This is a genomic window from Frondihabitans sp. PhB188 (assembly GCF_003752365.1).
Taxonomy (GTDB): domain Bacteria; phylum Actinomycetota; class Actinomycetes; order Actinomycetales; family Microbacteriaceae; genus Frondihabitans.
The window spans coordinates 134,043-153,185 of record NZ_RJUO01000002.1; the positions used below are offsets into that span (position 1 = coordinate 134,043).

Genomic DNA, 19,143 nt, shown 5'->3' on the forward strand with positions numbered 1-19,143 from the left:
CGCCTCCGCCTAGTCGACCGAGACGACGAGGTCGGCCAGCTCGCGCGACATCCGCACGACGAGGGCGTTCTCCTCGTCGGGCCCCGTCGCCCAGGCCCGCGCCGCCTCGGGCGACTTGCCGAACCGCTCGTGCCGCTCGATCAGGCGCGAGAGCCGGAGGTCGCGAGGCGTGTCGACGAACCACACCTCGTCGAACTCGGCGTGGACCAGAGGCCACGGGTCGTCGTCGCCGAGCAGGTAGTTGCCCTCGCTGATGACGATCGGCACGTCGCCCGGGATGGCGATCGCCGAGCCGATGCTCTCCTCCACGTCGCGCGTGTACATCGGCGCGTAGACCACGGGCTCGTCCGCCGTGCGAAGGCGTCGCAGCAGGGCGAGGTACCCCCAGGCGTCGAACGTCTCGGGCGCGCCCTTGCGCTCGGCGAGATCGAGGCGGCCGAGCTCGGCATTGGCCAGATGGAAGCCGTCCATCGGCGCGACGGCGGCGTCGCCCAGCGACTCGGCGAGGCGGGTCGCCAGCGTCGACTTGCCCGAGCCGGGCTCCCCCGCGATCCCGATCATGAGCCGTCGGCCGGCGTGCTTCAGCTGGAGGTGTCGGACGCGCTGGACGAGGTCGGCGATCGGCATGCGACCAGTCTGCCCGGTGCCCCTTGCCGCCGGCCCGTCACGCCCGCCCGAGTGCGACCACGACTATGACCGCGATCATCGGGACCATGACGAGGAAGGCGATCGGCGGCGCCTTCCGGTCGACGATGCTCTTGCCCTTCGTGATCAGAAGGAGCGCCATCACCATCGGCATGAGCGACAGCTTCGCCTCGTGGAGGAAGAGCACCAGGCTGACTGCGGTCAGAGCGACCGCCAGGACCGACCGAGCCACGACGAGGTCGAGAAAGCGGCGCGGCGGCTCCCTGTCGTCTGTCATCGGACCTCCCTCCTGACCTGCCTCACCGCTCCGAGAAGGAGCGGAAGGCAGACCCACACCACGAGCGATGTGAGCGCGGGACCAACGCCTGTCAACTCATCCGTCGGTGAGAGCCACGTCCATTGCGGCTCGGTCAGCCACAGACTGAATCCCAGACTCGAGAACCACTCCCCGACGACGGGAAGCCGGGGTGTCACGGCGATGTCATACGCGATGGGGACGACCATCGTGACGACGATCGCGAGAGGCGTATTGAGGAGCAACGAGCCCATCGCCACTCCAGAGAGTGCCGCCGCGAGCGAGAATGCGAACACCGACCAGATCGAGACGCGCAGGGCAGGCCCGTCGAAGACAGTCCAATCGCCCCAGTGGAGCACGAGGAAAGCCGAGACCGAGAGCACGGTGATGGCGAAGGCTGTAGCGAGTACGAGCGCGATTGCTGCGAGAACCCTGGCGCCGAGCACAGTCTGTCGGTGCGGGACCAGCGCGTAGGTGGTCAGCGCTGAACGGTGGGTCCAGTCACCAGTAGTCGCCAAGACTGCGACGATCGGCAGTAGCAACGGCAGAGGGAGCGATGCCGACCCGACGAACTCGCTGAGTCGAGCGCCACCCTGCGAGGCGAGAAGCGCCGCGCCAACCCCCAGCGCGACCATGACAGCGAGGAGCACCCGGGATGCGCGGGTGTCCACGGAGCGCCGAAACTCGACCTGGAAGCATCGAAGGAAAGTCATCGCCCACCGCCCCTGACGAAATCGAGTAGCCGCTCGCCGCCTAGTCCCGCGTATTCACCATGCGTGGCGGCGAGGAAGGCCTCCTCGAGGGATGATTCGTGCGGCGCGAGGTGTCCGAGGAGGATCCCCCGCTCGAAGGCAACTCGACCGACGTCGAAAGCATCGCCTTCGACGCTCAGTCCTCCGTTTTCCGCGATTGACACAGCAAAGCCAGCACGGCTGAGGGTCTCGTGAAGGAGAACGTCGTCGGACGAGCGGACGAGGATCGAAGCCGGGTTAGTAGCTGTCCCTACTCCGACTGCCGAGAGCCGCCCCCGGTCGATGACCACAATCGAATCTGCTGCAGCGGCGACTTCCGAAAGCTGATGGCTGGACACCACGACGGTTCCTCCGTGGTCCGCGAAGCCCCGGAGGAACTGCCGCAACCACTGGATCCCCTCCGGATCGAGTCCGTTGGCTGGCTCGTCGAGAATGAGAAAGCGGGGTGCCCCGAGGACGGCGATTGCGATCCCCAAGCGCTGGCGCATCCCGAGGGAAAGGGCCCCCACCCGCTTCTTGGCCACTGACTCGACGCCGACCGCTTCAAGACAAGCCAGCACGCGCTTCCGCGTGACGCCGATCATCAGGCCCGCGAGATACGCGGTCTCGACGACACTTCGGCCAGGATGCTGCGCCGCAGCATCGAGGAGAACGCCTACGGTCCGTCCAGGTGATCGAAGCGCCGGGAACGGCGAGCCATCGAACAGAGCGCGGCCGGAGTCCGGTCGGGCGTGCCCGATCATCATCCTGAGCGTCGTCGATTTACCTGATCCGTTTGGGCCGACGAACCCGGCCACGGTCCCGGTCGGCACCGTGAACGAGATACCTTCGACGACCGTCTTCGATCCATACGACTTGGTCAGTTGATCGACGATGAGCCCGCCATTCCTAGCATGCATCAGTGGAACCAGCTCCAGATTTCCCATCCTGTCACCAGGACGCTGAGTGCATTGGCGAGCTTCACGAGCGGCTTCCAGACGTTGGTGTTGAACCACGCCCAAGCCTTCTTGACACCCGCGGCAAATTTCGACCACCATCCGGGTATCTTCTTGATGATCTTCACCGCTGCATCAATAAGGGGCTTGATGCTGGCTCGTGAATCGCTAGGGCAGTCGGAGGGGCCGACCGGACTCACCGGCTCGTGGACGGACCCACCAATGGTGAGCGGGATCACCGCTCCAGATGCGGCTACGGACGAGGAGGGGAAAGACCCGCCGACAGGTCCAGCGGCAACGGCCGCCAGCGGTGCCGGAGCGGCCGAAGCCGCAGCAGAGAAACCTGCGACGCCAACAGCGGAGAGAGCGAGAGTGGCAACGATTCTGTGGCGCAACTTCCAGGTCGTTCGATTAGTTTTCACGTGCATTCTTCCCATCTCGGTAGCCGGCGCTTCCGGCTATCGATAGCTCGCGTCAGTTGGCGCTGGTGCGAGCCGAGGCGGGGCCCTCTGGGTCGCGCCTATGCAGTATTTCGAGTGTGTGCACCACATGTCAATGGCGAAATCCAGCCACTGCTCGGACCAAGCGGAGCGAGCGTCCACGCCGAACCGTTCCTATGAGATCCGTGACGTTCCGATGAACTCCGGAGCGTTCCTGAACGCGCAGCACCGTCGCAAGCGAGAGAATGCAGATATGGAACCCGATCTGAGAATCGTCAGCTACAACCTTCGCGAGCACCTCGCGATCGGGGAGCTGACCGACCTCGTCGAGGCTCACCGGATGGACGTCCTGTGCCTGCAGGAGTGCGACAGCACCGACATCCCCGACCAGATCCTGGGACTGAAGCTGGCGGCCTCGACGAAGACCAACCGCCTGGGGCTCGCGCTCTACTACCGCGAGGACCGCTTCGAGCTGCTCGGCACGAGCCTCTTCGCGCTGATGAAGTCGATGCACGACCGCGTGATGGCCCCGGCCCACGAGCGGCTCCTCGCCGCGCGGCTGAAAGACCTCGTGACCGGCGAGGAGCTCGTCGTGGCCGACTTCCACGCCGCTCCGCTGACCGCCTCGAACGGTCTGCGCCGCCGCCAGATCGGCCTGGCGCACGAGAAGCTCAAGGAGCTCGCCGGCGGCGTCCCGACCGTGATGGTCGGCGACTTCAACTACCCGTGGTTCCGCCAGGGGCTGCGCAAGCACCTCCTGAAGACGGGCTACGAGCTCTCCATCACCGAGGAGCCCACGTACTCCCGCTCGGGCTTCAGCGGGCACTTCGACTTCGCTACCACGATGGGGATGAAGATCGCCAGCGTCCTGTCGCTCCCCCAGGGCAAGTCGGACCATCGTCCGATCCTGCTGCTGGCGAGCGTGGCGGCCGTCGCAATCTGATGTCACGTACTCGAAACATTCTCGGCAGAATGTTTTCTTCCATGTTGCTCGACTCGGAGTGATCTGATTAGTATCTTGACTACGCCACTGATCCGGCGGTGGCGGGAGCTCTTTTATTCGGGTAAGAGGCTCCCGCCCTTCTCTTCTTCTATGTCACGTCGGTAACGGTCGCGCGGCTCCGCGTGTACTGTTCAGCAGGCTCACGGCCCGCCCGCTGTCTCCGCCGGTCGGGGTACACGCACGAAGGACGGTGAATGGCTGACGACAGGATCGCGCGCACTCTTCTGCGCGAGACCGTCCTGACCGAGCTCACCCACGCCATCCTCGACGGCCGTCTCCCACCGGGCCACCGCCTCCGAGACGACGACCTGATCGCCTGGCTCGGCACCAGCCGGGCCCCGATCCGCGAGGCGCTCGCCCAACTGGCCGACATCGGACTGGTCGAGATGGCTCCTAACCGCTTCACCAAGGTCGCGCACGTGTCGCCGCGCACCTACGCCGAGTCGGCGGCCGTCTGGGCCGCCCTGGTCACTCGCGCAATGCACTGGGGCATCCTGCGGTTTCCCGGCGAGCAGCTCCCTCTTCTCGAGGCGCTCAACGACGAGCTCCGCGCCGCGCCGGCCAGCGAGTGGCCACCCGGACCATCGCCGATCGACCGGTTCGTGGCATGCGTGGTCATGCACTGCGACAACACGGTCCTGATCGAGAGCATCCAGGTGCACGCGCCCCTTCTGACCCTCGGCGTGAACAGCTTCAAGGACCACCTCGACACGACGCCGGTGCGCGGCTACTTCGACATCGTCATCCGGCGCTGCCGCGAGCACGACGCCGACGGCTTCGAGGCCGAGATGCGCGCGTTCCTCGACGGCACGATGAGCCACTTCATCGATCGGGTCACCGGCGACGAGCTCCGCCCCTACCGAAAGGCGTCCGGTGCCGGTTCCTGAGCGTGAGGCCCTCATCGTCCCGAACCGGCGGCTCCTCACCGACGACGTCTTCGACCGGCTCAGCGGCGACATCATCCGAGGCCGCCTCGAGCCCGGACAGCGCGTGCACGACGTGGCGCTCGCCGGCGAGCTGGGCCTGTCGCGGGCCACGGTCCGGACGGCGATCCTGCGCCTGACCCATATCGGCCTGGTCGAGTCGGTGCCCAATCTCTACACGCGAGTGGCCCCGCTGTCGCTGCGGTACTACCTCGAGGCCGACGACACCGCTCGCGCGCTCTACCTGATGGCCGTGCGCTACGGCACCCCGCTGCTGACAGACCCGCAGATCGCCGGCATGCAGGCGTGGGTGGCATCGCTCGCCGGGCGCGACGAGGTCGACACCGAGTCGATCTTCACGGGTGCGGCGACGGCGGGCCTCTTCCAGCCCTTCGTCGACAGCCTGGACAACGCCCCGCTCGAGCGCACGCTGGCGCGGCTCCGGCCCCACCTCCTCCGCGTGCTCGGCCAGTTCGGGCACCTCGTTCCGCGCGAGGTGACCAACCCTGCGCTGAACGACGCCATCGCGTGCGCCGCGCAGCACGACGTCGAGGGCACTGTCGCCGCCTTCCATCGGTACTACGACGAGGGCATGGCGGTCTTCCACGAGCGGCTCGCGCGCGAGCCCGCGTTCGTGCACGGCTGACTATGTGTACGCGTGTGACGAACAGCCCCGGGTTTCCCACGCGCCTCGGCTAGCCTGCTCAGACCAACCCCGCGAAAGGCCCTGCCGCATGTCCAGCTCGTCGTACGACTTCGATACCCGCCAGATCCATGCGGGGACGAACCTCGACAGCGACCACGGTGCGCGCCTGACGCCCATGTACCAGTCGGCCGGCTTCGTCTTCGACTCGTTCGCCGACGGGCAGGGCCGCTTCGACGGCACGATCCCCGGCGCCGCCTACGCGCGCACCGACAACCCCACGAACGCCGCCGTCGCCCGCCGTCTCGCCGACCTCGAGGGCGGGGCCGCCGCGCTCCTGACCGCCAGCGGCACGGCGGCGATCGCCCTCACGTTCAACGCCCTCGCCGTCTCGGGCGACCACATCCTCGCCACCGACAGCCTCTACGAGGGCTCGCGCACGCTGTTCGCGCGCAGCTTCGGCCGCCAGGGCGTCGAGGTGGAGCTGATCCCCGCCGACGCGCCCGACGAGGTGTGGGCCGCGGCGATCCGCCCGACCACGAAGGCCCTCTTCACCGAGACGATCCCGAACCCCAAGAACGACGTCGTCGACCTGGCCCGCCTCGCCCGCATCGCCCACGAGGGCGGCTTCCCGCTGATCGTCGACAACACCGTGGCGACGCCGTACCTGGCCCGACCCATCGAGCACGGCGCCGACCTCGTGATCCACTCGACCTCCAAGTGGCTCTCGGGTCACGGCGCCGTCCTGGGCGGCGTTGTCATCGACGCAGGAACGTTCGACTGGTCCGCCCACACCGACCGCTTCCCGAACATCGCGTCGCCCGGCCCGACCGGCGTGCCCTCGTTCGTCGAGCGCTTCGGCCCCCTCGCGTTCCTCACCTACCTCCGGAGCGTGACGGCCCTCGACTACGGCCCCACGCTGCCGCCGACCAGCGCGTTCATGCTCCTCCAGGGCATCGAGACGCTGTCGCTGCGCATGGACCGCCACGTGGCGAACGCCCTGGCGCTGGCCCAGTGGCTCGAGCACCGCGACGAGGTGACGGCCGTCGACTACCCGGGCCTCGTCGGCAACGAGTACTACGCCCGAGCGCAGAAGTACCTGCCGAAGGGAGCCGGGGCCGTCGTCACGTTCGAGCTGGCCGGCGGGCTCGAGGCGTCGAAGGCGTTCATCGACTCGCTCGAGCTGATCAGCAAGATGACCCACCTCGGCGACGTGCGCACGCTGGCTATCCACACCGGCTCGACGATCCACGGCCACCTGACCGAGGAGGAGCGCCTGTCGCGCGGCATCACGCCCGGCACGGTGCGGCTGTCGGTCGGGCTGGAGAGCGTGCGCGACCTGCTGCGCGACCTGGAGCGGGCGCTCGACGCTGCCGGGGCCGCGACCGTGCCGGCGCTGTCGGACGCTGAGCGGGAGCACGCTGCCGCCTAGTTCCTGCGGAACAGCGTTCCTGCGGAACAGCGTTCCTGCGCCCGCTTCTGACTCCTAGTAGCTGGTGCTGCGCACCGGCGAGCCCATCGGACGCGTCCCGAGCGGGACCGCCGGCCGCACGAACGCGGCGCGCACCAGCTTGACGACCGACCAGGCGAGCACCACGACGAGCATGACGTTGCGGGCGCCGAGCACGATGAGCGCGATCGGCGCGAGGTCGAGCAGCGGGATGTAGAGCACCGGGTAGACCAGCGTCGTGAGCCCGGCGACGACGAGGGCGAGGATGGCCGGGGTCTTCCAGTCCGGCGGGCGGAGCACCAGGCCGACCACGACGATCGGCGTGAGCCACAGGACGTACTGCGGCGACCCGACCTTGTTGAAGACGATGAAGGCCGACGCGAGCGCCAGCGCGCCGACGAGCACGAGGTCGACCTCGCGGCCCAGGGCGTGCGGCAGCGTCGACAGGCGGCGGGTCGCCACGGCGAGCACCACGATCAGGGCCGCCATCACGATGAACATCACGGCCGTGGCGTGCGAGACGAGCCACTGGTCGCCGGGGCCGGTGACCTCCTCGGTGAGCAGGACGCGGTTGTGGATCAGGTGCGCCCCGGGCACTCGGGCGAGCGACATCCAGAGCCACGGCGTCGCCAGCGGCGCCTCGACCTGAAGGGCGCGCCCGTTCTGCTGGGTGACGAAGCTGTCGAGGTGGGCGCCCCCGCCGCCGATCAGCACGATGGACGAGACGAGGAGAGAGACGGCAGCGCCGGTGATCAGGACGATCCAGCGGCGGCTCGTCGCGACGACGGCCGAGGCGATGACCGCGGCCGGCCACACCTTGATCCAGGTCGCCGCCGCGAGCAGGAAGCCGGCGACCCACGGGCGCGAGCCGAGGAACAGCATGCCGACGACGACGATCGGCGCCGTGAAGCCCTCGAGGCGGAGCAGGTCGACTGCGGCCAGGACGGCGATCGTCAGCACCCAGAACCCGGGCGCCCACTGCGAGCGCACGAAGCGGCCGCGGCGGATCAGCGCCTGCAGCGCGATCCCGTTCGCGACGCCGACGAGCACCACCCAGACGACCGTGTAGAGGCCGGCGCCGAGCACGCGCGAGCCGACGATCGGCAGCAGGGCGCCCGCCGGGTACACCCAGTCGGTGGCGAAGACCGGCCACTGGCCGCGGTCGACGGCGTCGGAGGCCCACTTCGCGTAGACCGGGAGATCGCCGCCGAGCTCGCCGCTCAGGATGTACGGGATGCTCAGGATCAAGACGACGACGTGCACGAGCACGAGACCCGACCAGAGCACCCGAGCGTCCTGCGCCCACTTCGAGAGGGAGGCGAGGGGACGAGCTGGCACCCTTCGAGCATAGACACTCCCGGGCGCACCCTCGTCCGCCCCGGTTCATCCTGCGTTCACGATCCGGGCCTACGGTCGCGCCAACGAAAGGGGTTCTCCATGGACGTGCTCTTCACTGTGATACTCGTCATAGTCGTCGCCCTCGTGTTCGACTTCACGAACGGCTTCCACGACACCGCGAACGCCATGGCGACCTCGGTCGCCACCGGCGCCCTCAAGCCGCGGACCGCCGTGCTCATCTCGGCCGTCCTGAACCTCGTCGGCGCGTTCCTGTCGACCGAGGTCGCCAAGACCGTCTCGAACGGCATCATCAAAGAGGGTCCGGGCGGCATCGAGATCACCCCGGTCATGATCTTCGCCGGCCTCGTGGGCGCCGTCCTCTGGAACCTCACCACCTGGTACCTCGGCCTCCCCTCGTCGTCGACGCACGCACTGTTCGGCGGCCTGATCGGCGCGGCCGTCATCGGCGCCGGCGTCGGATCAGTCGACTTCGGCGTCGTCCTGACCAAGATCGTCGTGCCGGCCCTCGCCTCGCCGCTCGTGGCCGGCTCGGTCGCGCTGCTCGCGACCTTCGCCGCCTACCGGATGACGCACAACGCCCGGGCCCGCGGCTCGGAGCGCGGCTTCCGGCACGCGCAGACGGTGAGCGCCTCCCTCGTCTCGCTCGCGCACGGCACCAACGACGCCCAGAAGACGATGGGCGTGATCACCCTGACGCTCATCGCCGCGGGGTACCAGGGCGCAGGAACGGGCCCGGCGCTCTGGGTGATCCTCGCCTGCGGGCTCGCAATCGGACTCGGCACCTACGTCGGAGGCTGGCGCATCATGAAGACCGTCGGCAAGAACATCACCGACGTGCAGTCCCCGCAGGGCTTCGCGGCCGAGACCGCGTCGGCGGCGACCATCCTGATCTCGTCGCACCTCGGCTTCGCGCTCTCGACCACCCAGGTCACGTCGGGCTCGGTCATCGGCGCCGGCCTCGGCAAGCGCCTCGCCATCGTCCACTGGGGCGTCGTCGGCAGGATCGCCACCGGCTGGGTCATCACCCTCCCGGCGGCCGCGCTCGTCGGCGGCGTCGCCGCATGGGTGGCGTCGACCAGCACCATCGGCCTCGTCGTCGTCGCGGTCCTCGCCCTCGGCGCCGGCGTGACGTTCTACGTGCTCGCCAAGCGCAAGCCCATCTCGGCGCATGATGTCGCCGGCACGTCGGCCGACGCGCCGGAGCTCGAGACGGAAGGAGTCCGCTGATGTTCCTCGGAGTCGACTGGGGCGCGTTCGTCGTCGTCTTCCTGGTGGCGCTGGCCGCCACCGCCGTCGTGGTGCTGTTCTTCTCGGCGGGCCTGCGCCTGCTGGCGAACGGCGAGCTCGAGACCGGCGCCGTCGATGCGAACGGCTTCCCGGTCGGCGAGGGCAGCACGCCCGTGACCGATCGCTCGCCGACGCGCACCGCCGGCGGCTGGGCGTGCATCGGGGTCGGCGGCCTGGCCGTGCTCTACGCGCTGTACCTGATCATCCCGCAGTTCCACTAGCCCCCGCGCGGCACCTGCGCCCGCCTCCCGCCTTTCGCCCACGATCCCGACATCAGCGCCCACGATCGCGACATGGCACCAGGATTCCTGGTGGTGTCATGTCGCGATCGTGGGCCTCGGCCGACCGAACGGGAGGCCCTCCGCTGCAAGGGCCGACCTCAGCCGGATCGGCTGCAGGAGGTCGCGCCACTCCGAACGGACGACCGTGCGCACGCGAGGGTGCGCGAGCAGGCGGCGTTCCCGCTTTCGCTCGTCGAGGGCGATCTGCGCCGGTGTCCGTCCGTTCGCGTACCGCGGGTTCGTGTACTTGTGATCGCCGTCGAACTCGAGGGCTATCCCGAATTCCTCCCACCAGAGGTCGACGAAGCCGATCAGGCCGTCCGCGTCGTCGAACGGCTCCTGCAACGAGGGCTGCGGAGCGCCGAGCTCGAACAGGCGGAGCCTCGCAAGGGACTCTCCTGCCGAGCCCGCCTTGGGCGAGCCGAACTCGATGAGGCGGCAGGCGGAGGCGCGGCGACGGGCCGTCGGACGATCGGCGAGCAGTCTCACCAGGTCGTCGTGGGTCACGATGCCGCCGGCGAGAGCCGCGTCGACCATCGCGAGACCGTCCGCGAAGAGGCAGGTCAGCGCGACGTCGACGCAGGTGCGGGCCAGCGTGGTGACCTGCACCCCGTCGACCACCTCGATCTCGAGGTCTGAGAGCGGACCCGCGTGCTTGACCACGCCGGCCCAGCGCTGCCCCCGCTCGCGCTCCGGATCGGTCACGTGCACCGGCTTCGGCGTGCCCGAGAGGAAGGGCAGACCGTGAACGGCCGCGGCCGACTCATGCGAGAACACGAGCCTCGACAGCAGCGAGGTCGAGGCGGCCTGCACCTGCAGCACGTGCTTCTGCTCGGGAAGGAGACCCGCCCAGTCGGCGGCGCGCACGTAGACGCCCGGATGCACGCGGATCAGCCGGCCCTCGGCGGCCGCGCGCTCCAGGCGTCGGGCCTGGAGGGAGGTGGAGGAGCGGAGCAGGTGCGGGAGGGCGGGGAGCGAAGGCACTCGACCAGGGTGGCCCGGCGGCGGCGGGGAGATCCTGCGCCTGTGCAGTCTGTGGACAACTGCACGACTGGGGAGACACGGCGCGACCCGGTTGACGACACGCGACCCCCGAAGTCGAGGGTCGCGTGTCGGTCGAGCAGCGAGGGCTAGAGGCCGCGCGCCAGCCGGTAGTAGGCCGCGTTCCAGTTGGCCGCCTGACGGAAGTCGCGCAGCGTCGTGTGCTCGTCGATGACCAGGAGCTCGGTGCCGGCCATGCGGGCGAAGTCCTCGAACGCCTCGAGGCCGACGGCGGTCGACATGACGGTGTGGTGCGCGGCTCCGGCGGTGAGCCAGGCCTCGGCCGACACGGCGAACGACGGGCGGGGCTCCCACACGGCGCGGCCGACGGGCAGGTGCGGCAGGTCGGCGTCCGGAGCGACGACGTCGACGACGTTGGCCACGAGGCGGAAGCGGTCGCGCATGTCCGACAGGGCCACGACGATGGCCGGGCCGGGGTCGGCCGTGAAGACGAGGCGCACCGGGTCTTCGCGGTCGCCGATGCCGAGGGGGTGGATCTCGAGCGACGGCTTCGACGAGGTCAGCGACGGGGCGACCTCGAGCATGTGCGCACCCAGGATCTTCTCGGCGCCGGGCACCAGGTGGTAGGTGTAGTCCTCCATCAGCGAGGCGCCGCCGGGCAGGCCCGAGCCCATCACGTTGGCCGCGCGGATCAGGACCGCCGTCTTCCAGTCGCCCTCGCCGCCGAAGCCGTAGCCCTCAGCCATGAGGCGCTGCACGCCGAGCCCGGGGAGCTGCTTGAGCGCGCCGAGGTCTTCGAAGTTGGTGGTGAAGGCGGAGAAGCCGCCCTCCTCGAGGAACGACCGGAGTCCGAGCTCGATCGCGGCGCCGTCGCGCAGCGACTGGTGGCGCTCCGCGCCGGGCAGCAGCTCAGGAACTACCGCGTACGAGTCGAGGTACTCCTGAACGAGCGAGTCGATGTCGCCCGACCCGGCCGCGGCGACGCGCTCGGCCAGCTCGTTGACGCCCCATGTGTTGACCGAGACGCCGAAGACGTGCTCCGCCTCGGTCTTGTCGCCCTCGGTGACGGCGACGTTCCGCATGTTGTCGCCGAAGCGGGCGAGCTTCATCGAGCGGGTCGCGGCCCAGCCGGCGGCGGCGCGCATCCAGGTCGAGATCTGGCCGACGACGCGCGGGTCGGAGACGTGGCCGACGACGGTCTTGCGCGCGATGCCGAGGCGGGTCTGGATGTAGCCGAACTCGCGATCGCCGTGGGCGGCCTGGTTCAGGTTCATGAAGTCGAAGTCGATGTCGCCCCAGGGCAGCTCGACGTTCGCCTGCGTGTGGAAGTGCAGGAGGGGCTTCTGCAGGGCGTCGAGGCCGGCGATCCACATCTTGGCGGGGCTGAACGTGTGCATCCACGCGGTGAGGCCGATGACCTCGTCGCGGGCGTTCGCCTCGAGCACGAGGCGCCGGATCGCGTCGGAGTCGGTGAGCACGGGCTTCCAGACGACCTTCACGGGAACGCCGGCGTCTCCGAGGGCGGTGGCGATCGCCTGCGACTGCTCGGCGACCTGACGGAGGGTCTCCTCGCCGTAGAGGCCCTGCGACCCGGTGAGGAACCAGACCTCGTAGGAGTCGAGGGAGGTGGTCAGCTTGGTCATTTCGTGGTTCCTTCCGACGCGGCGGGCTGCTGCCCGTACACGTTCTGGTAGCGGTCGAAGAGAGCGTCGATGCTCTCCCGGGGGATGGGGATGGCCTCGCCGAGCTGGCGGGAGATGTGCACGGTGCGCGCGACGTCCTCCGCCATGACGGCGGCCTTCACGGCGTCCTTGGCGTCTCTGCCGATCGTGAAGACGCCGTGGTTCTGCATCAGGACGGCGCGCGAGCGGTGACCGGTCAGCGTGGCGACGATGCCCTCGCCGATCGACTCGTCGCCGATGATCGCGAACGGCCCGATCGGGATGGGCCCGCCGAACTCGTCGGCCATGGCCGTGATGACGCAGGGGATCTCCTCGCCGCGGGCGGCCCAGGCGGTCGCGTAGGTCGAGTGCGTGTGCACGACTCCGCCCACTTCGGGCATGTTGCGATAGACGTAGGCGTGCGCGGCGGTGTCGGACGACGGCGAGCGCTCGCTGCCCGGGGTGCCGGGAACGACGGTGCCGTCGAGGTCGCAGAGGATCTGGTTCTCGGGGGTGAGCTCGTCGTACGAGACGCCCGAGGGCTTGATCACGAACAGGTCGGCGCCGGGCACGCGGCCCGAGATGTTGCCGCCGGTCCAGATGACGAGGCCGTAGCGGGTGAGCTCGGAGTGCAGGGCGGCGACCTGCTCACGGGTGCGCTGGATCGCAGCGTCGAGATCGGTCATGAAGCGGTGCCTTTCGAGGTGATGGGGGTGGCGGCGGCCGCCGCGCGCTGGAGCGGCAGAGCCGCGCGGTAGCGGTCGAGGTAGGCGGCGAAGCCGGCGACGTCGGCCGGTTGCGGGTCGACCGTCACGGCGTCGGACGACGCGAACACCTCGTCGTCGAGGAAGTCGCTGAGCGACGTGTCGGCGGCGCGGCGCAGGTAGGCCGCGAGCACCGCGATCCCCCAGGCGCCGCCCTCGCTGGCGGTGGTCTCGACGGCCACGGGCACGCCGACCGCGGCGGCGAGCAGCTGCTGCGCGGCGCCGGCGGTGCGGAAGAGGCCGCCGTGGGCGAGCAGCCGCTCGACGCGGACGTCTTCGTCGTCGAGCGCCTCCATGCCGATGCTCAGCGTCGCGAAGGCCGCGTACAGCTCGGAGCGGATCAAGTTGCCGAGGGTGAAGCGGCTCTCGGGCGTGCGGACGAGCAGCGGCCGGCCGTCCTCGACGCCGGTGACGGGCTCGCCCGACAGGTAGTTGTACGACAGCAGGCCGCCCGCGTCGGCGTCGCCGGCCAGCGCCTCGTCGAGCAGGGCGGCGTAGACGTCGTCGGCCGAGAGCGTCGTGCCCGCGACCTCGCCGAAACGGCCGAACACGCGTGCCCAGGAGGCGATCTCGCTGGCCCCGTTGTTGCAGTGCACCATCGCGACGGCGTCGCCCGCGGGCGTCGTGACGACGTCGAGCTCGGGGTGCACGCTCGTCAGCTGCGAGTCGAGCACGACCATGGCGAAGATGCTTGTGCCGACGCTGACGTTGCCGGTGCGGGGCGCGACGGAGTTCGTCGCGACCATCCCGGTGCCCGCGTCGCCCTCGGGCGGGCAGAACGGCGACCCCGGCTGGAGGGTGCCCGACGGGTCGAGGAGGGCGGCGCCGGCGGGCGTCAGCGAGCCGGCGTCGGCCCCGGCGACGAGCACGGCGGGGAGGAGCTCGGCGAGGTGGATCGACGGGGCGTGGTGCCGGAGGAGTTCCTGCGCCCGATCGAGGTGGGCCGTGTCGTAGTCGCGCGTGGCCGGGTCGATGGGGAACATGCCCGACGCGTCGCCGACGCCCAGCACGTTCTCGCCGGTGAGCGCGCGGTGCACGAGCCCGCCGAGGGTGGTGAGCGAGGCGAGGCGGTCGACGTGCTCCTCGCCGTCGAGCACGGCCTGGTAGAGGTGCGCGACCGACCAGCGGAGCGGGATGTTGAAGCCCAGCGCCTCGGTCAGTGCGCCCGCGGCCTCGCCGGTCGACGAGTTGCGCCAGGTGCGGAACGGCACGAGCAGCTCGGCCCTGTCGTCGAGCGCCACGTAGCCGTGCATCATCGCCGAGATGCCGATGCCGGCGAAGCTCTGCGGGTCGACGCCGTACTGCTCGCGCACGGAGGCGACGAGGTCGGCGTACGCGGCCTGGAGCCCCGACCAGACGGAGTCGACCGAGTAGGTCCAGCGGCCGTCGACGTACTCGTTCTGCCACTCGTGGCTGCCGGTGGCGAGGGTGGCCAGGTCGGAGCCGACGAGGCAGGCCTTGATGCGGGTGGAGCCGAACTCGATGCCGAGGGTGGCATCGCCGGCGGCGATCAGTTCGCGGGGTGTCGTCATGTGGAGACGTCCTTGTCTTCGGTGGGCGTGCGCCCTCAGTCTGCCATGTGAGCGCTCACTTTGTGAAGCTCCCCGGCATGTGGCGCAGGAACTGCCCCGCCCCGCCCGCTCACCTCGCCGCCGGCCCCGTCGACTCGCGCACGACCAGCGTCGGCTCGAGCGCCGGCAGCGGCTCGGCGTCGCCCGGCGCCAGCAGCCCCTCGACGGTCAGCATGATGCGGCGGCCCAGCGCCGTGAAGTCCTGCCGGACCGTCGTCAGCGGCGGGATGAAGTGCGCCGCGTCGGGGATGTCGTCGAACCCCACCACGCTCACCCTCCCGGGGACGTCCATGCCCCGCTCGGAGAGGGCGTGCAGGACGCCGAGCGCGGTCGGGTCGTTGGCGCAGAACACGGCGGTCACGTCGTCGGGCAGCTGGTGGCCGATGGCGTAGCCGCTCGCGGCCGTCCAGTCGCCGCGGTAGACGTCGGCCTGCGGCAGCCCGAGCCGCACCAGGGCGTCGCGCCAGCCGCGCTCCCGCTCGCGAGCGTCGTTCCACGCGACAGGGCCGCCGACGTGGACGATGCGCTCGTGGCCGAGGGAGGCGAGGTGCTCGGTGGCGAGGACCGCCCCGCCGAACTGGTCGAGCGCCACGGAGACGAGGCCGTCGTCAGGGCTCGCATCGGCGGTGACCAGCGGCACGCGGAGGTCGATCTTGCGGATGGCCTCGATCGAGCCGGTGTCGGGAGCGATGAGCACGATGGCCTCGACGTTCTGGCCGATCAGGGCGTCGATCGCGGCGCGCATCCCCGCACCGACCTCGGCCTGGTCGTCGGGCGGGATCGTGGCGATCGACACCTGGTAGCCCGCCTGGCGGGCGGCGCCGTCGAACCCCTGCATCGTGCTGGCGGGGCCGAACAGGGTGCCGCCGGCCGAGATGAGGCCGAGAGCGCGGGTCTTGCGGCTCGCGAGGGCGCGGGCCGCGGCGCTCGGCCGGTAGTTCAGCTTGAGGATGGCGGCGTCGACGCGGGCGCGGGTGGCGGGACGGACGTTCGGGTCGCCGTTGACGACGCGCGACACGGTCTGGTGCGAGACCCCCGCCTCGGACGCCACGTCGAAGATGTTCGCCACGCCGCCGAGTCTAGAGGCGCGCGGTGCGGAATCAGGAGAAGCGGACGCACCCGGATCGTGCCATCCTGGGCGGCAGGCGCGGCAGTGCAGCCGGCCTGAATCCGCAGCGACGCCGGGAGGCAGCCATGACGACGATCAATCCCGCGCTCCTGTACGGCGGCAACGCCGAAGAGGCGCTCGACTACTACTCCTCGATCTTCGACGACAGCGAGGTGCTGTCGGCCGACCGCTGGGGACCGGGCTTCGACACCCCCGAGGGCACCCTGCTCGCGGCGACGATCCGCATCGGGAGCCTGACCTTCACCCTCATCAACGGCTACGACGCCGGCTTCACGGACTCGGTGTCGTTCCAGGTCTCGTGCGCCGACCAGGCCGAGGTCGACTACTTCTGGGACGCCCTGACGAAGGACGGCGAGGAGTCGCAGTGCGGGTGGCTGCACGACCGTTTCGGCATGGCGTGGCAGATCGTTCCGGTGCAGATGCCGGGCTTCCTGGGTGACCCCGACCCCGCGCGGGCCCAGGCCGCGATGCAGGCGATGATGGGCATGAAGAAGCTCGTGATCGCCGACTTCGAGAGCGCCATGGACGCGGTGGGCGCCTGACCGCGCCGGGCCTCGCGGCGGTGACGGCGCGCCTGCGGGCGGCCGGCTGCGTCTTCGCGGAGGAGGAGGCGGCGCTGCTCGTGTCCGAGGCGGGCGAAGACGGCGGGCGGCTCGAGGGGATGCTCGCCGAGCGCGAGAGCGGGCGGCCGCTCGAGGTGGTCGTGGGGTGGGCCGAGTTCCTGCGCCTGAAGATCAGGGTGGCCGACGGCGTCTTCGTGCCGCGCCGCCGCACCGAGCTGCTCGTCGCGGTGGCGCTCCGCCACGTCGACGCGACGGCTTCGCCGCGTGTGCTCGACCTCTGCTGCGGGACCGGGGCCGCCGGATCCGCCGTCGAGGCTGCCCGACCCGACGCCGAGGTGTGGGCGAGCGACGTCGACCCCCGAGCGGCGGACTGCGCCCGCACCAACCTGCGCGCCGCCGACCGGGTGCTCTGCGGCGACCTGTTCGCGCCCCTGCCCGGCTCGCTTCGCGGCCGCTTCGACGTCGTCATCGCCAACGCCCCGTACGTGCCGTCGGGCGAGGTCGCCTTCATGCCGCCCGAGGCGCGCGACTTCGAGCCTCTTGCCGCGCTCGACGGCGGGCAGGACGGCACCGCGATCCAGGCGCGAATTGCCGGCGAGGCAGCGGAGTGGCTCGCACCCGGCGGACTGCTGGTCGTGGAGACGAGCGAGCGGCAGGCCGTGACGACCGTCGGGCATCTGTCGACGGCGGGGTTCGCGGCCGGGATCGTGCGCGACGACGAGCTCGACGCCGTGTGCGCGACCGGCTCGCGTCACCCCACTTCGGGGGCCGCGTGACGCCCGAGCGACCCTCCTGAGCGTCGCTCGGGTGCCGTAAGCTGAGACGGATTCGCAGGTCTGCACTTCCGGGAGACCGCTGGGCGAGATGGCACGAGCACCCGAAGGCTCGGCGCCTAGCCCCGGCCCCGTAGAACCGAAGGGGGAGCGACCGCAATGGAAGCCCACGACTACTGGAAGGCCCTGCTCAAGAGCTGGGCTCTCATTCTCGTACTGGTCATCGTCGGCGGCGCCGCCGGCGCCGCCTATGCGTTCGCCCGCGGCGACAGCTACGAGGCGACGACCTCCGTGTTCGTGTCGACGCCGCAGGGCGCCACGACCGACCAGCTCTCGCAGGGGTCGCAGTACACCCAGAACCTCGTCGCGTCGTACACCAAGCTGGCGGCGTCGCCCAAGGTGCTCGACCCGGTGATCGACGAGCTCGGCCTGAGCACCACGGCCGAGAAGCTCGCCACGCACGTCGCCGCGACCAACCCCCTCGACACCGTCATCGTCCAGGTGGTCGTCACCGAGTCGTCGGCCACCTCCGCGGCGGCCATCGCCAACGCGATCGCCGACTCGCTGCGCACCGTGACGATCGAGCTCTCTCCGGTCAGCTCCACGGGCGCCCCGCAGGTGTCGATGACCGTCATCGCGACGGCCGACACCCCGACCTCGCCCAGCGGCCCGAACCGGCCTCTGATCATCGCGTCCGGTCTGGTCATCGGCCTCCTGCTCGGCATCATCGTCGCGGTCGTCCGCGCCGTCGTCGACACCCGTCTCCGGACCACGGTCGACGTCGAGCGCGCCTCGGCCGCGCCCGTCATCGGCACCGTCCGCCGCTCGGCCGACCACGTCCCCGGCATCGTCGTCGCGGACGGCGCCCAGTCGCCGCTGGCCGAGGACTACCGCCGCGTCAGCGCCACCCTCCCGTTCGCCGGGCCCGAGGGCGCGACGTCGGTCCTGGTCGCGCCGGTCACGACCGGCGTCCCCGCCGCCGAGGTCGGGCTGAACGTGGCCCTCGCGTCGGCCGAGCGAGGTGCCCGCGTCCTGATCGTCGACGCCGACCTCCGCACCCGCCGCATCTCGGAGCTGACCGCGACGACCGACGCGCGCGGCCTCGCCGACGTCCTCTCGGGTGCCGTCCCCGCGGCCGAGGCGATTGTCGAGTGGCGCGACGGAGTCGACGTGCTCCCGGCCGGAGCCGTCCAGTCGAACCCGCACTTCGCCCTCGGCCGCCCGGTCCTGGCCGAGACCCTGGCGACGCTCGCCGACGCGTACGACCTCATCGTCGTGGACGCCCCCGCGGCGCTCGAGTTCGCGGACGCGCTCACCCTCTCGCGAGCCGTCGACTCGACCCTCGTGGTCGCGTCAGCCCGCAGCACGAGGCGGCAGCAGCTCACCGAGGTCGTCGAGCAGCTCGAGGCCGTCGACGCGTACGTCACCGGCGTCGTCCTCTCGGAGGTCGGCGGGCGCGCTCCGGTCGACGCCCCGACGCGGCAGACCCCCTCCGCCCCCACCGCGCCCCCGGCACCCGCCGAGGCCCCGGTGGCGCCGGTCGTCGAGACCCCCGCGACGAAAGCGCCTGCCCCGCGGACCACGCCGTCGACCGCCCGCACCCCTCGGGGCACTGCGGCGAAGCCGAAGCCCACGACGAACGACTGACCGTGGCTCCCGCGCCGGAG

The 19,143-nt window shown here is 70.5% G+C and carries 20 protein-coding genes; 9 read left to right on the forward strand and 11 right to left on the reverse strand.

Annotation, left to right across the window (positions count from 1 at the left end; genetic code table 11):
* Positions 1 to 9 precede the first annotated feature (9 nt).
* From EDF46_RS05630 to EDF46_RS17990, 5 genes are read right to left on the reverse strand one after another with little or no spacing between them, the layout of a single operon-like run.
* A complete protein-coding gene (locus EDF46_RS05630; protein ID WP_123505320.1) occupies positions 10 to 627 on the reverse strand; it encodes a nucleoside/nucleotide kinase family protein in 618 nt (205 codons plus the stop codon).
* Positions 628 to 664: 37 nt separating this feature from the next.
* Positions 665 to 922, reverse strand: a complete 258-nt coding sequence (locus EDF46_RS05635) for a hypothetical protein (RefSeq protein WP_123505321.1) — start codon at positions 920 to 922, stop codon at positions 665 to 667.
* On the reverse strand, positions 919 to 1,611 hold the full coding sequence (locus EDF46_RS05640; RefSeq protein WP_148061151.1) for a hypothetical protein: 693 nt from the start codon (positions 1,609 to 1,611) through the stop codon (positions 919 to 921). The genes EDF46_RS05635 and EDF46_RS05640 overlap by 4 nt, the downstream gene beginning before the upstream one ends.
* A 38-nt stretch (positions 1,612 to 1,649) precedes the next feature.
* Entirely contained in the window at positions 1,650 to 2,618 is a 969-nt protein-coding gene (locus EDF46_RS05645; protein ID WP_233579893.1) for an ATP-binding cassette domain-containing protein, read from the reverse strand.
* Positions 2,591 to 2,866, reverse strand: a complete 276-nt coding sequence (locus EDF46_RS17990; RefSeq protein ID WP_148061152.1) for a hypothetical protein — start codon at positions 2,864 to 2,866, stop codon at positions 2,591 to 2,593. The genes EDF46_RS05645 and EDF46_RS17990 overlap by 28 nt, the downstream gene beginning before the upstream one ends.
* Before the next feature lie 454 nt (positions 2,867 to 3,320).
* Here EDF46_RS17990 and EDF46_RS05650 point away from each other — a divergent pair, with 454 nt between their 5' ends.
* The 4 genes from EDF46_RS05650 to EDF46_RS05665 all read left to right on the forward strand — a co-directional run bounded on the left by EDF46_RS05650 (position 3,321) and on the right by EDF46_RS05665 (position 7,068).
* Positions 3,321 to 4,010 (forward strand): endonuclease/exonuclease/phosphatase family protein, encoded by a 690-nt coding sequence (locus EDF46_RS05650; protein ID WP_123505324.1) that lies wholly within the window; start codon positions 3,321 to 3,323, stop codon positions 4,008 to 4,010.
* A 254-nt stretch (positions 4,011 to 4,264) separates the two neighbouring features.
* Positions 4,265 to 4,957, forward strand: a complete 693-nt coding sequence (locus EDF46_RS05655) for a GntR family transcriptional regulator (protein WP_123505325.1) — start codon at positions 4,265 to 4,267, stop codon at positions 4,955 to 4,957.
* Complete coding sequence (locus EDF46_RS05660; protein WP_158614165.1) at positions 4,944 to 5,639, forward strand: GntR family transcriptional regulator; 696 nt, start codon at positions 4,944 to 4,946, stop codon at positions 5,637 to 5,639. Before EDF46_RS05655 ends, EDF46_RS05660 begins: the two co-directional genes overlap by 14 nt.
* Positions 5,640 to 5,727: 88 nt before the next feature.
* A complete protein-coding gene (locus EDF46_RS05665; protein WP_123505327.1) occupies positions 5,728 to 7,068 on the forward strand; it encodes an O-acetylhomoserine aminocarboxypropyltransferase/cysteine synthase family protein in 1,341 nt (446 codons plus the stop codon).
* 54 nt (positions 7,069 to 7,122) lie between these two features.
* On the opposite strand, the gene EDF46_RS05670 is transcribed toward EDF46_RS05665, so the two are convergent.
* Positions 7,123 to 8,424, reverse strand: a complete 1,302-nt coding sequence (locus EDF46_RS05670; protein ID WP_123505328.1) for a glycosyltransferase 87 family protein — start codon at positions 8,422 to 8,424, stop codon at positions 7,123 to 7,125.
* A 99-nt stretch (positions 8,425 to 8,523) separates the two neighbouring features.
* On the opposite strand from EDF46_RS05670, the gene EDF46_RS05675 reads away from it, so the two are divergent.
* Positions 8,524 to 9,672, forward strand: a complete 1,149-nt coding sequence (locus tag EDF46_RS05675) for an inorganic phosphate transporter (RefSeq protein ID WP_123505329.1) — start codon at positions 8,524 to 8,526, stop codon at positions 9,670 to 9,672.
* Positions 9,672 to 9,953, forward strand: a complete 282-nt coding sequence (locus tag EDF46_RS05680) for a hypothetical protein (RefSeq protein WP_123505330.1) — start codon at positions 9,672 to 9,674, stop codon at positions 9,951 to 9,953. The genes EDF46_RS05675 and EDF46_RS05680 overlap by 1 nt, the downstream gene beginning before the upstream one ends.
* 96 nt (positions 9,954 to 10,049) lie before the next feature.
* On the opposite strand, the gene EDF46_RS05685 is transcribed toward EDF46_RS05680, so the two are convergent.
* The 5 genes from EDF46_RS05685 to EDF46_RS05705 form a co-directional block, all read right to left on the reverse strand.
* Positions 10,050 to 10,997, reverse strand: coding sequence for a hypothetical protein (locus EDF46_RS05685; RefSeq protein ID WP_123505331.1), 948 nt, complete (start codon positions 10,995 to 10,997; stop codon positions 10,050 to 10,052).
* Between the two features lie 146 nt (positions 10,998 to 11,143).
* On the reverse strand, positions 11,144 to 12,658 hold the full coding sequence (araA, locus tag EDF46_RS05690; RefSeq protein WP_123505332.1) for an L-arabinose isomerase: 1,515 nt from the start codon (positions 12,656 to 12,658) through the stop codon (positions 11,144 to 11,146).
* Positions 12,655 to 13,362 (reverse strand): L-ribulose-5-phosphate 4-epimerase, encoded by a 708-nt coding sequence (locus EDF46_RS05695; protein ID WP_123505333.1) that lies wholly within the window; start codon positions 13,360 to 13,362, stop codon positions 12,655 to 12,657. Before EDF46_RS05695 ends, araA begins: the two co-directional genes overlap by 4 nt.
* Complete coding sequence (locus EDF46_RS05700) at positions 13,359 to 14,972, reverse strand: xylulokinase (protein WP_123505334.1); 1,614 nt, start codon at positions 14,970 to 14,972, stop codon at positions 13,359 to 13,361. Before EDF46_RS05700 ends, EDF46_RS05695 begins: the two co-directional genes overlap by 4 nt.
* 109 nt (positions 14,973 to 15,081) lie before the next feature.
* Positions 15,082 to 16,080: a substrate-binding domain-containing protein gene (locus tag EDF46_RS05705; protein ID WP_233579894.1), complete on the reverse strand. Its 999-nt coding sequence runs from the start codon at positions 16,078 to 16,080 to the stop codon at positions 15,082 to 15,084.
* A 125-nt stretch (positions 16,081 to 16,205) separates the two neighbouring features.
* On the opposite strand from EDF46_RS05705, the gene EDF46_RS05710 reads away from it, so the two are divergent.
* The 3 genes from EDF46_RS05710 to EDF46_RS05720 all read left to right on the forward strand — a co-directional run bounded on the left by EDF46_RS05710 (position 16,206) and on the right by EDF46_RS05720 (position 19,123).
* On the forward strand, positions 16,206 to 16,682 hold the full coding sequence (locus EDF46_RS05710) for a VOC family protein (RefSeq protein ID WP_123505335.1): 477 nt from the start codon (positions 16,206 to 16,208) through the stop codon (positions 16,680 to 16,682).
* Between the two features lie 20 nt (positions 16,683 to 16,702).
* Entirely contained in the window at positions 16,703 to 17,479 is a 777-nt protein-coding gene (locus EDF46_RS05715) for a putative protein N(5)-glutamine methyltransferase (protein WP_123505336.1), read from the forward strand.
* Between the two features lie 156 nt (positions 17,480 to 17,635).
* On the forward strand, positions 17,636 to 19,123 hold the full coding sequence (locus EDF46_RS05720) for a polysaccharide biosynthesis tyrosine autokinase (RefSeq protein WP_123505337.1): 1,488 nt from the start codon (positions 17,636 to 17,638) through the stop codon (positions 19,121 to 19,123).
* The last annotated feature ends 20 nt before the right edge of the window (positions 19,124 to 19,143 follow it).

Bases quoted from the DNA above. Each gene is read 5' to 3' on its own strand.
- EDF46_RS05720 (WP_123505337.1), top strand. From the start codon at position 17,636: ATGGAAGCCCACGACTACTGGAAGGCCCTGCTCAAGAGCTGGGCTCTC.
- EDF46_RS05680 (WP_123505330.1), top strand. From the start codon at position 9,672: ATGTTCCTCGGAGTCGACTGGGGCGCGTTCGTCGTCGTCTTCCTGGTG.
- EDF46_RS05650 (WP_123505324.1), top strand. From the start codon at position 3,321: ATGGAACCCGATCTGAGAATCGTCAGCTACAACCTTCGCGAGCACCTC.
- EDF46_RS05700 (WP_123505334.1), bottom strand. From the start codon at position 14,972: ATGACGACACCCCGCGAACTGATCGCCGCCGGCGATGCCACCCTCGGC.
- EDF46_RS05665 (WP_123505327.1), top strand. From the start codon at position 5,728: ATGTCCAGCTCGTCGTACGACTTCGATACCCGCCAGATCCATGCGGGG.
- EDF46_RS05630 (WP_123505320.1), bottom strand. From the start codon at position 627: ATGCCGATCGCCGACCTCGTCCAGCGCGTCCGACACCTCCAGCTGAAG.
- EDF46_RS05655 (WP_123505325.1), top strand. From the start codon at position 4,265: ATGGCTGACGACAGGATCGCGCGCACTCTTCTGCGCGAGACCGTCCTG.
- EDF46_RS05635 (WP_123505321.1), bottom strand. From the start codon at position 922: ATGACAGACGACAGGGAGCCGCCGCGCCGCTTTCTCGACCTCGTCGTG.
- araA (WP_123505332.1), bottom strand. From the start codon at position 12,658: ATGACCAAGCTGACCACCTCCCTCGACTCCTACGAGGTCTGGTTCCTC.
- EDF46_RS05710 (WP_123505335.1), top strand. From the start codon at position 16,206: ATGACGACGATCAATCCCGCGCTCCTGTACGGCGGCAACGCCGAAGAG.
- EDF46_RS05675 (WP_123505329.1), top strand. From the start codon at position 8,524: ATGGACGTGCTCTTCACTGTGATACTCGTCATAGTCGTCGCCCTCGTG.
- EDF46_RS05695 (WP_123505333.1), bottom strand. From the start codon at position 13,362: ATGACCGATCTCGACGCTGCGATCCAGCGCACCCGTGAGCAGGTCGCC.
- EDF46_RS05645 (WP_233579893.1), bottom strand. From the start codon at position 2,618: ATGGGAAATCTGGAGCTGGTTCCACTGATGCATGCTAGGAATGGCGGG.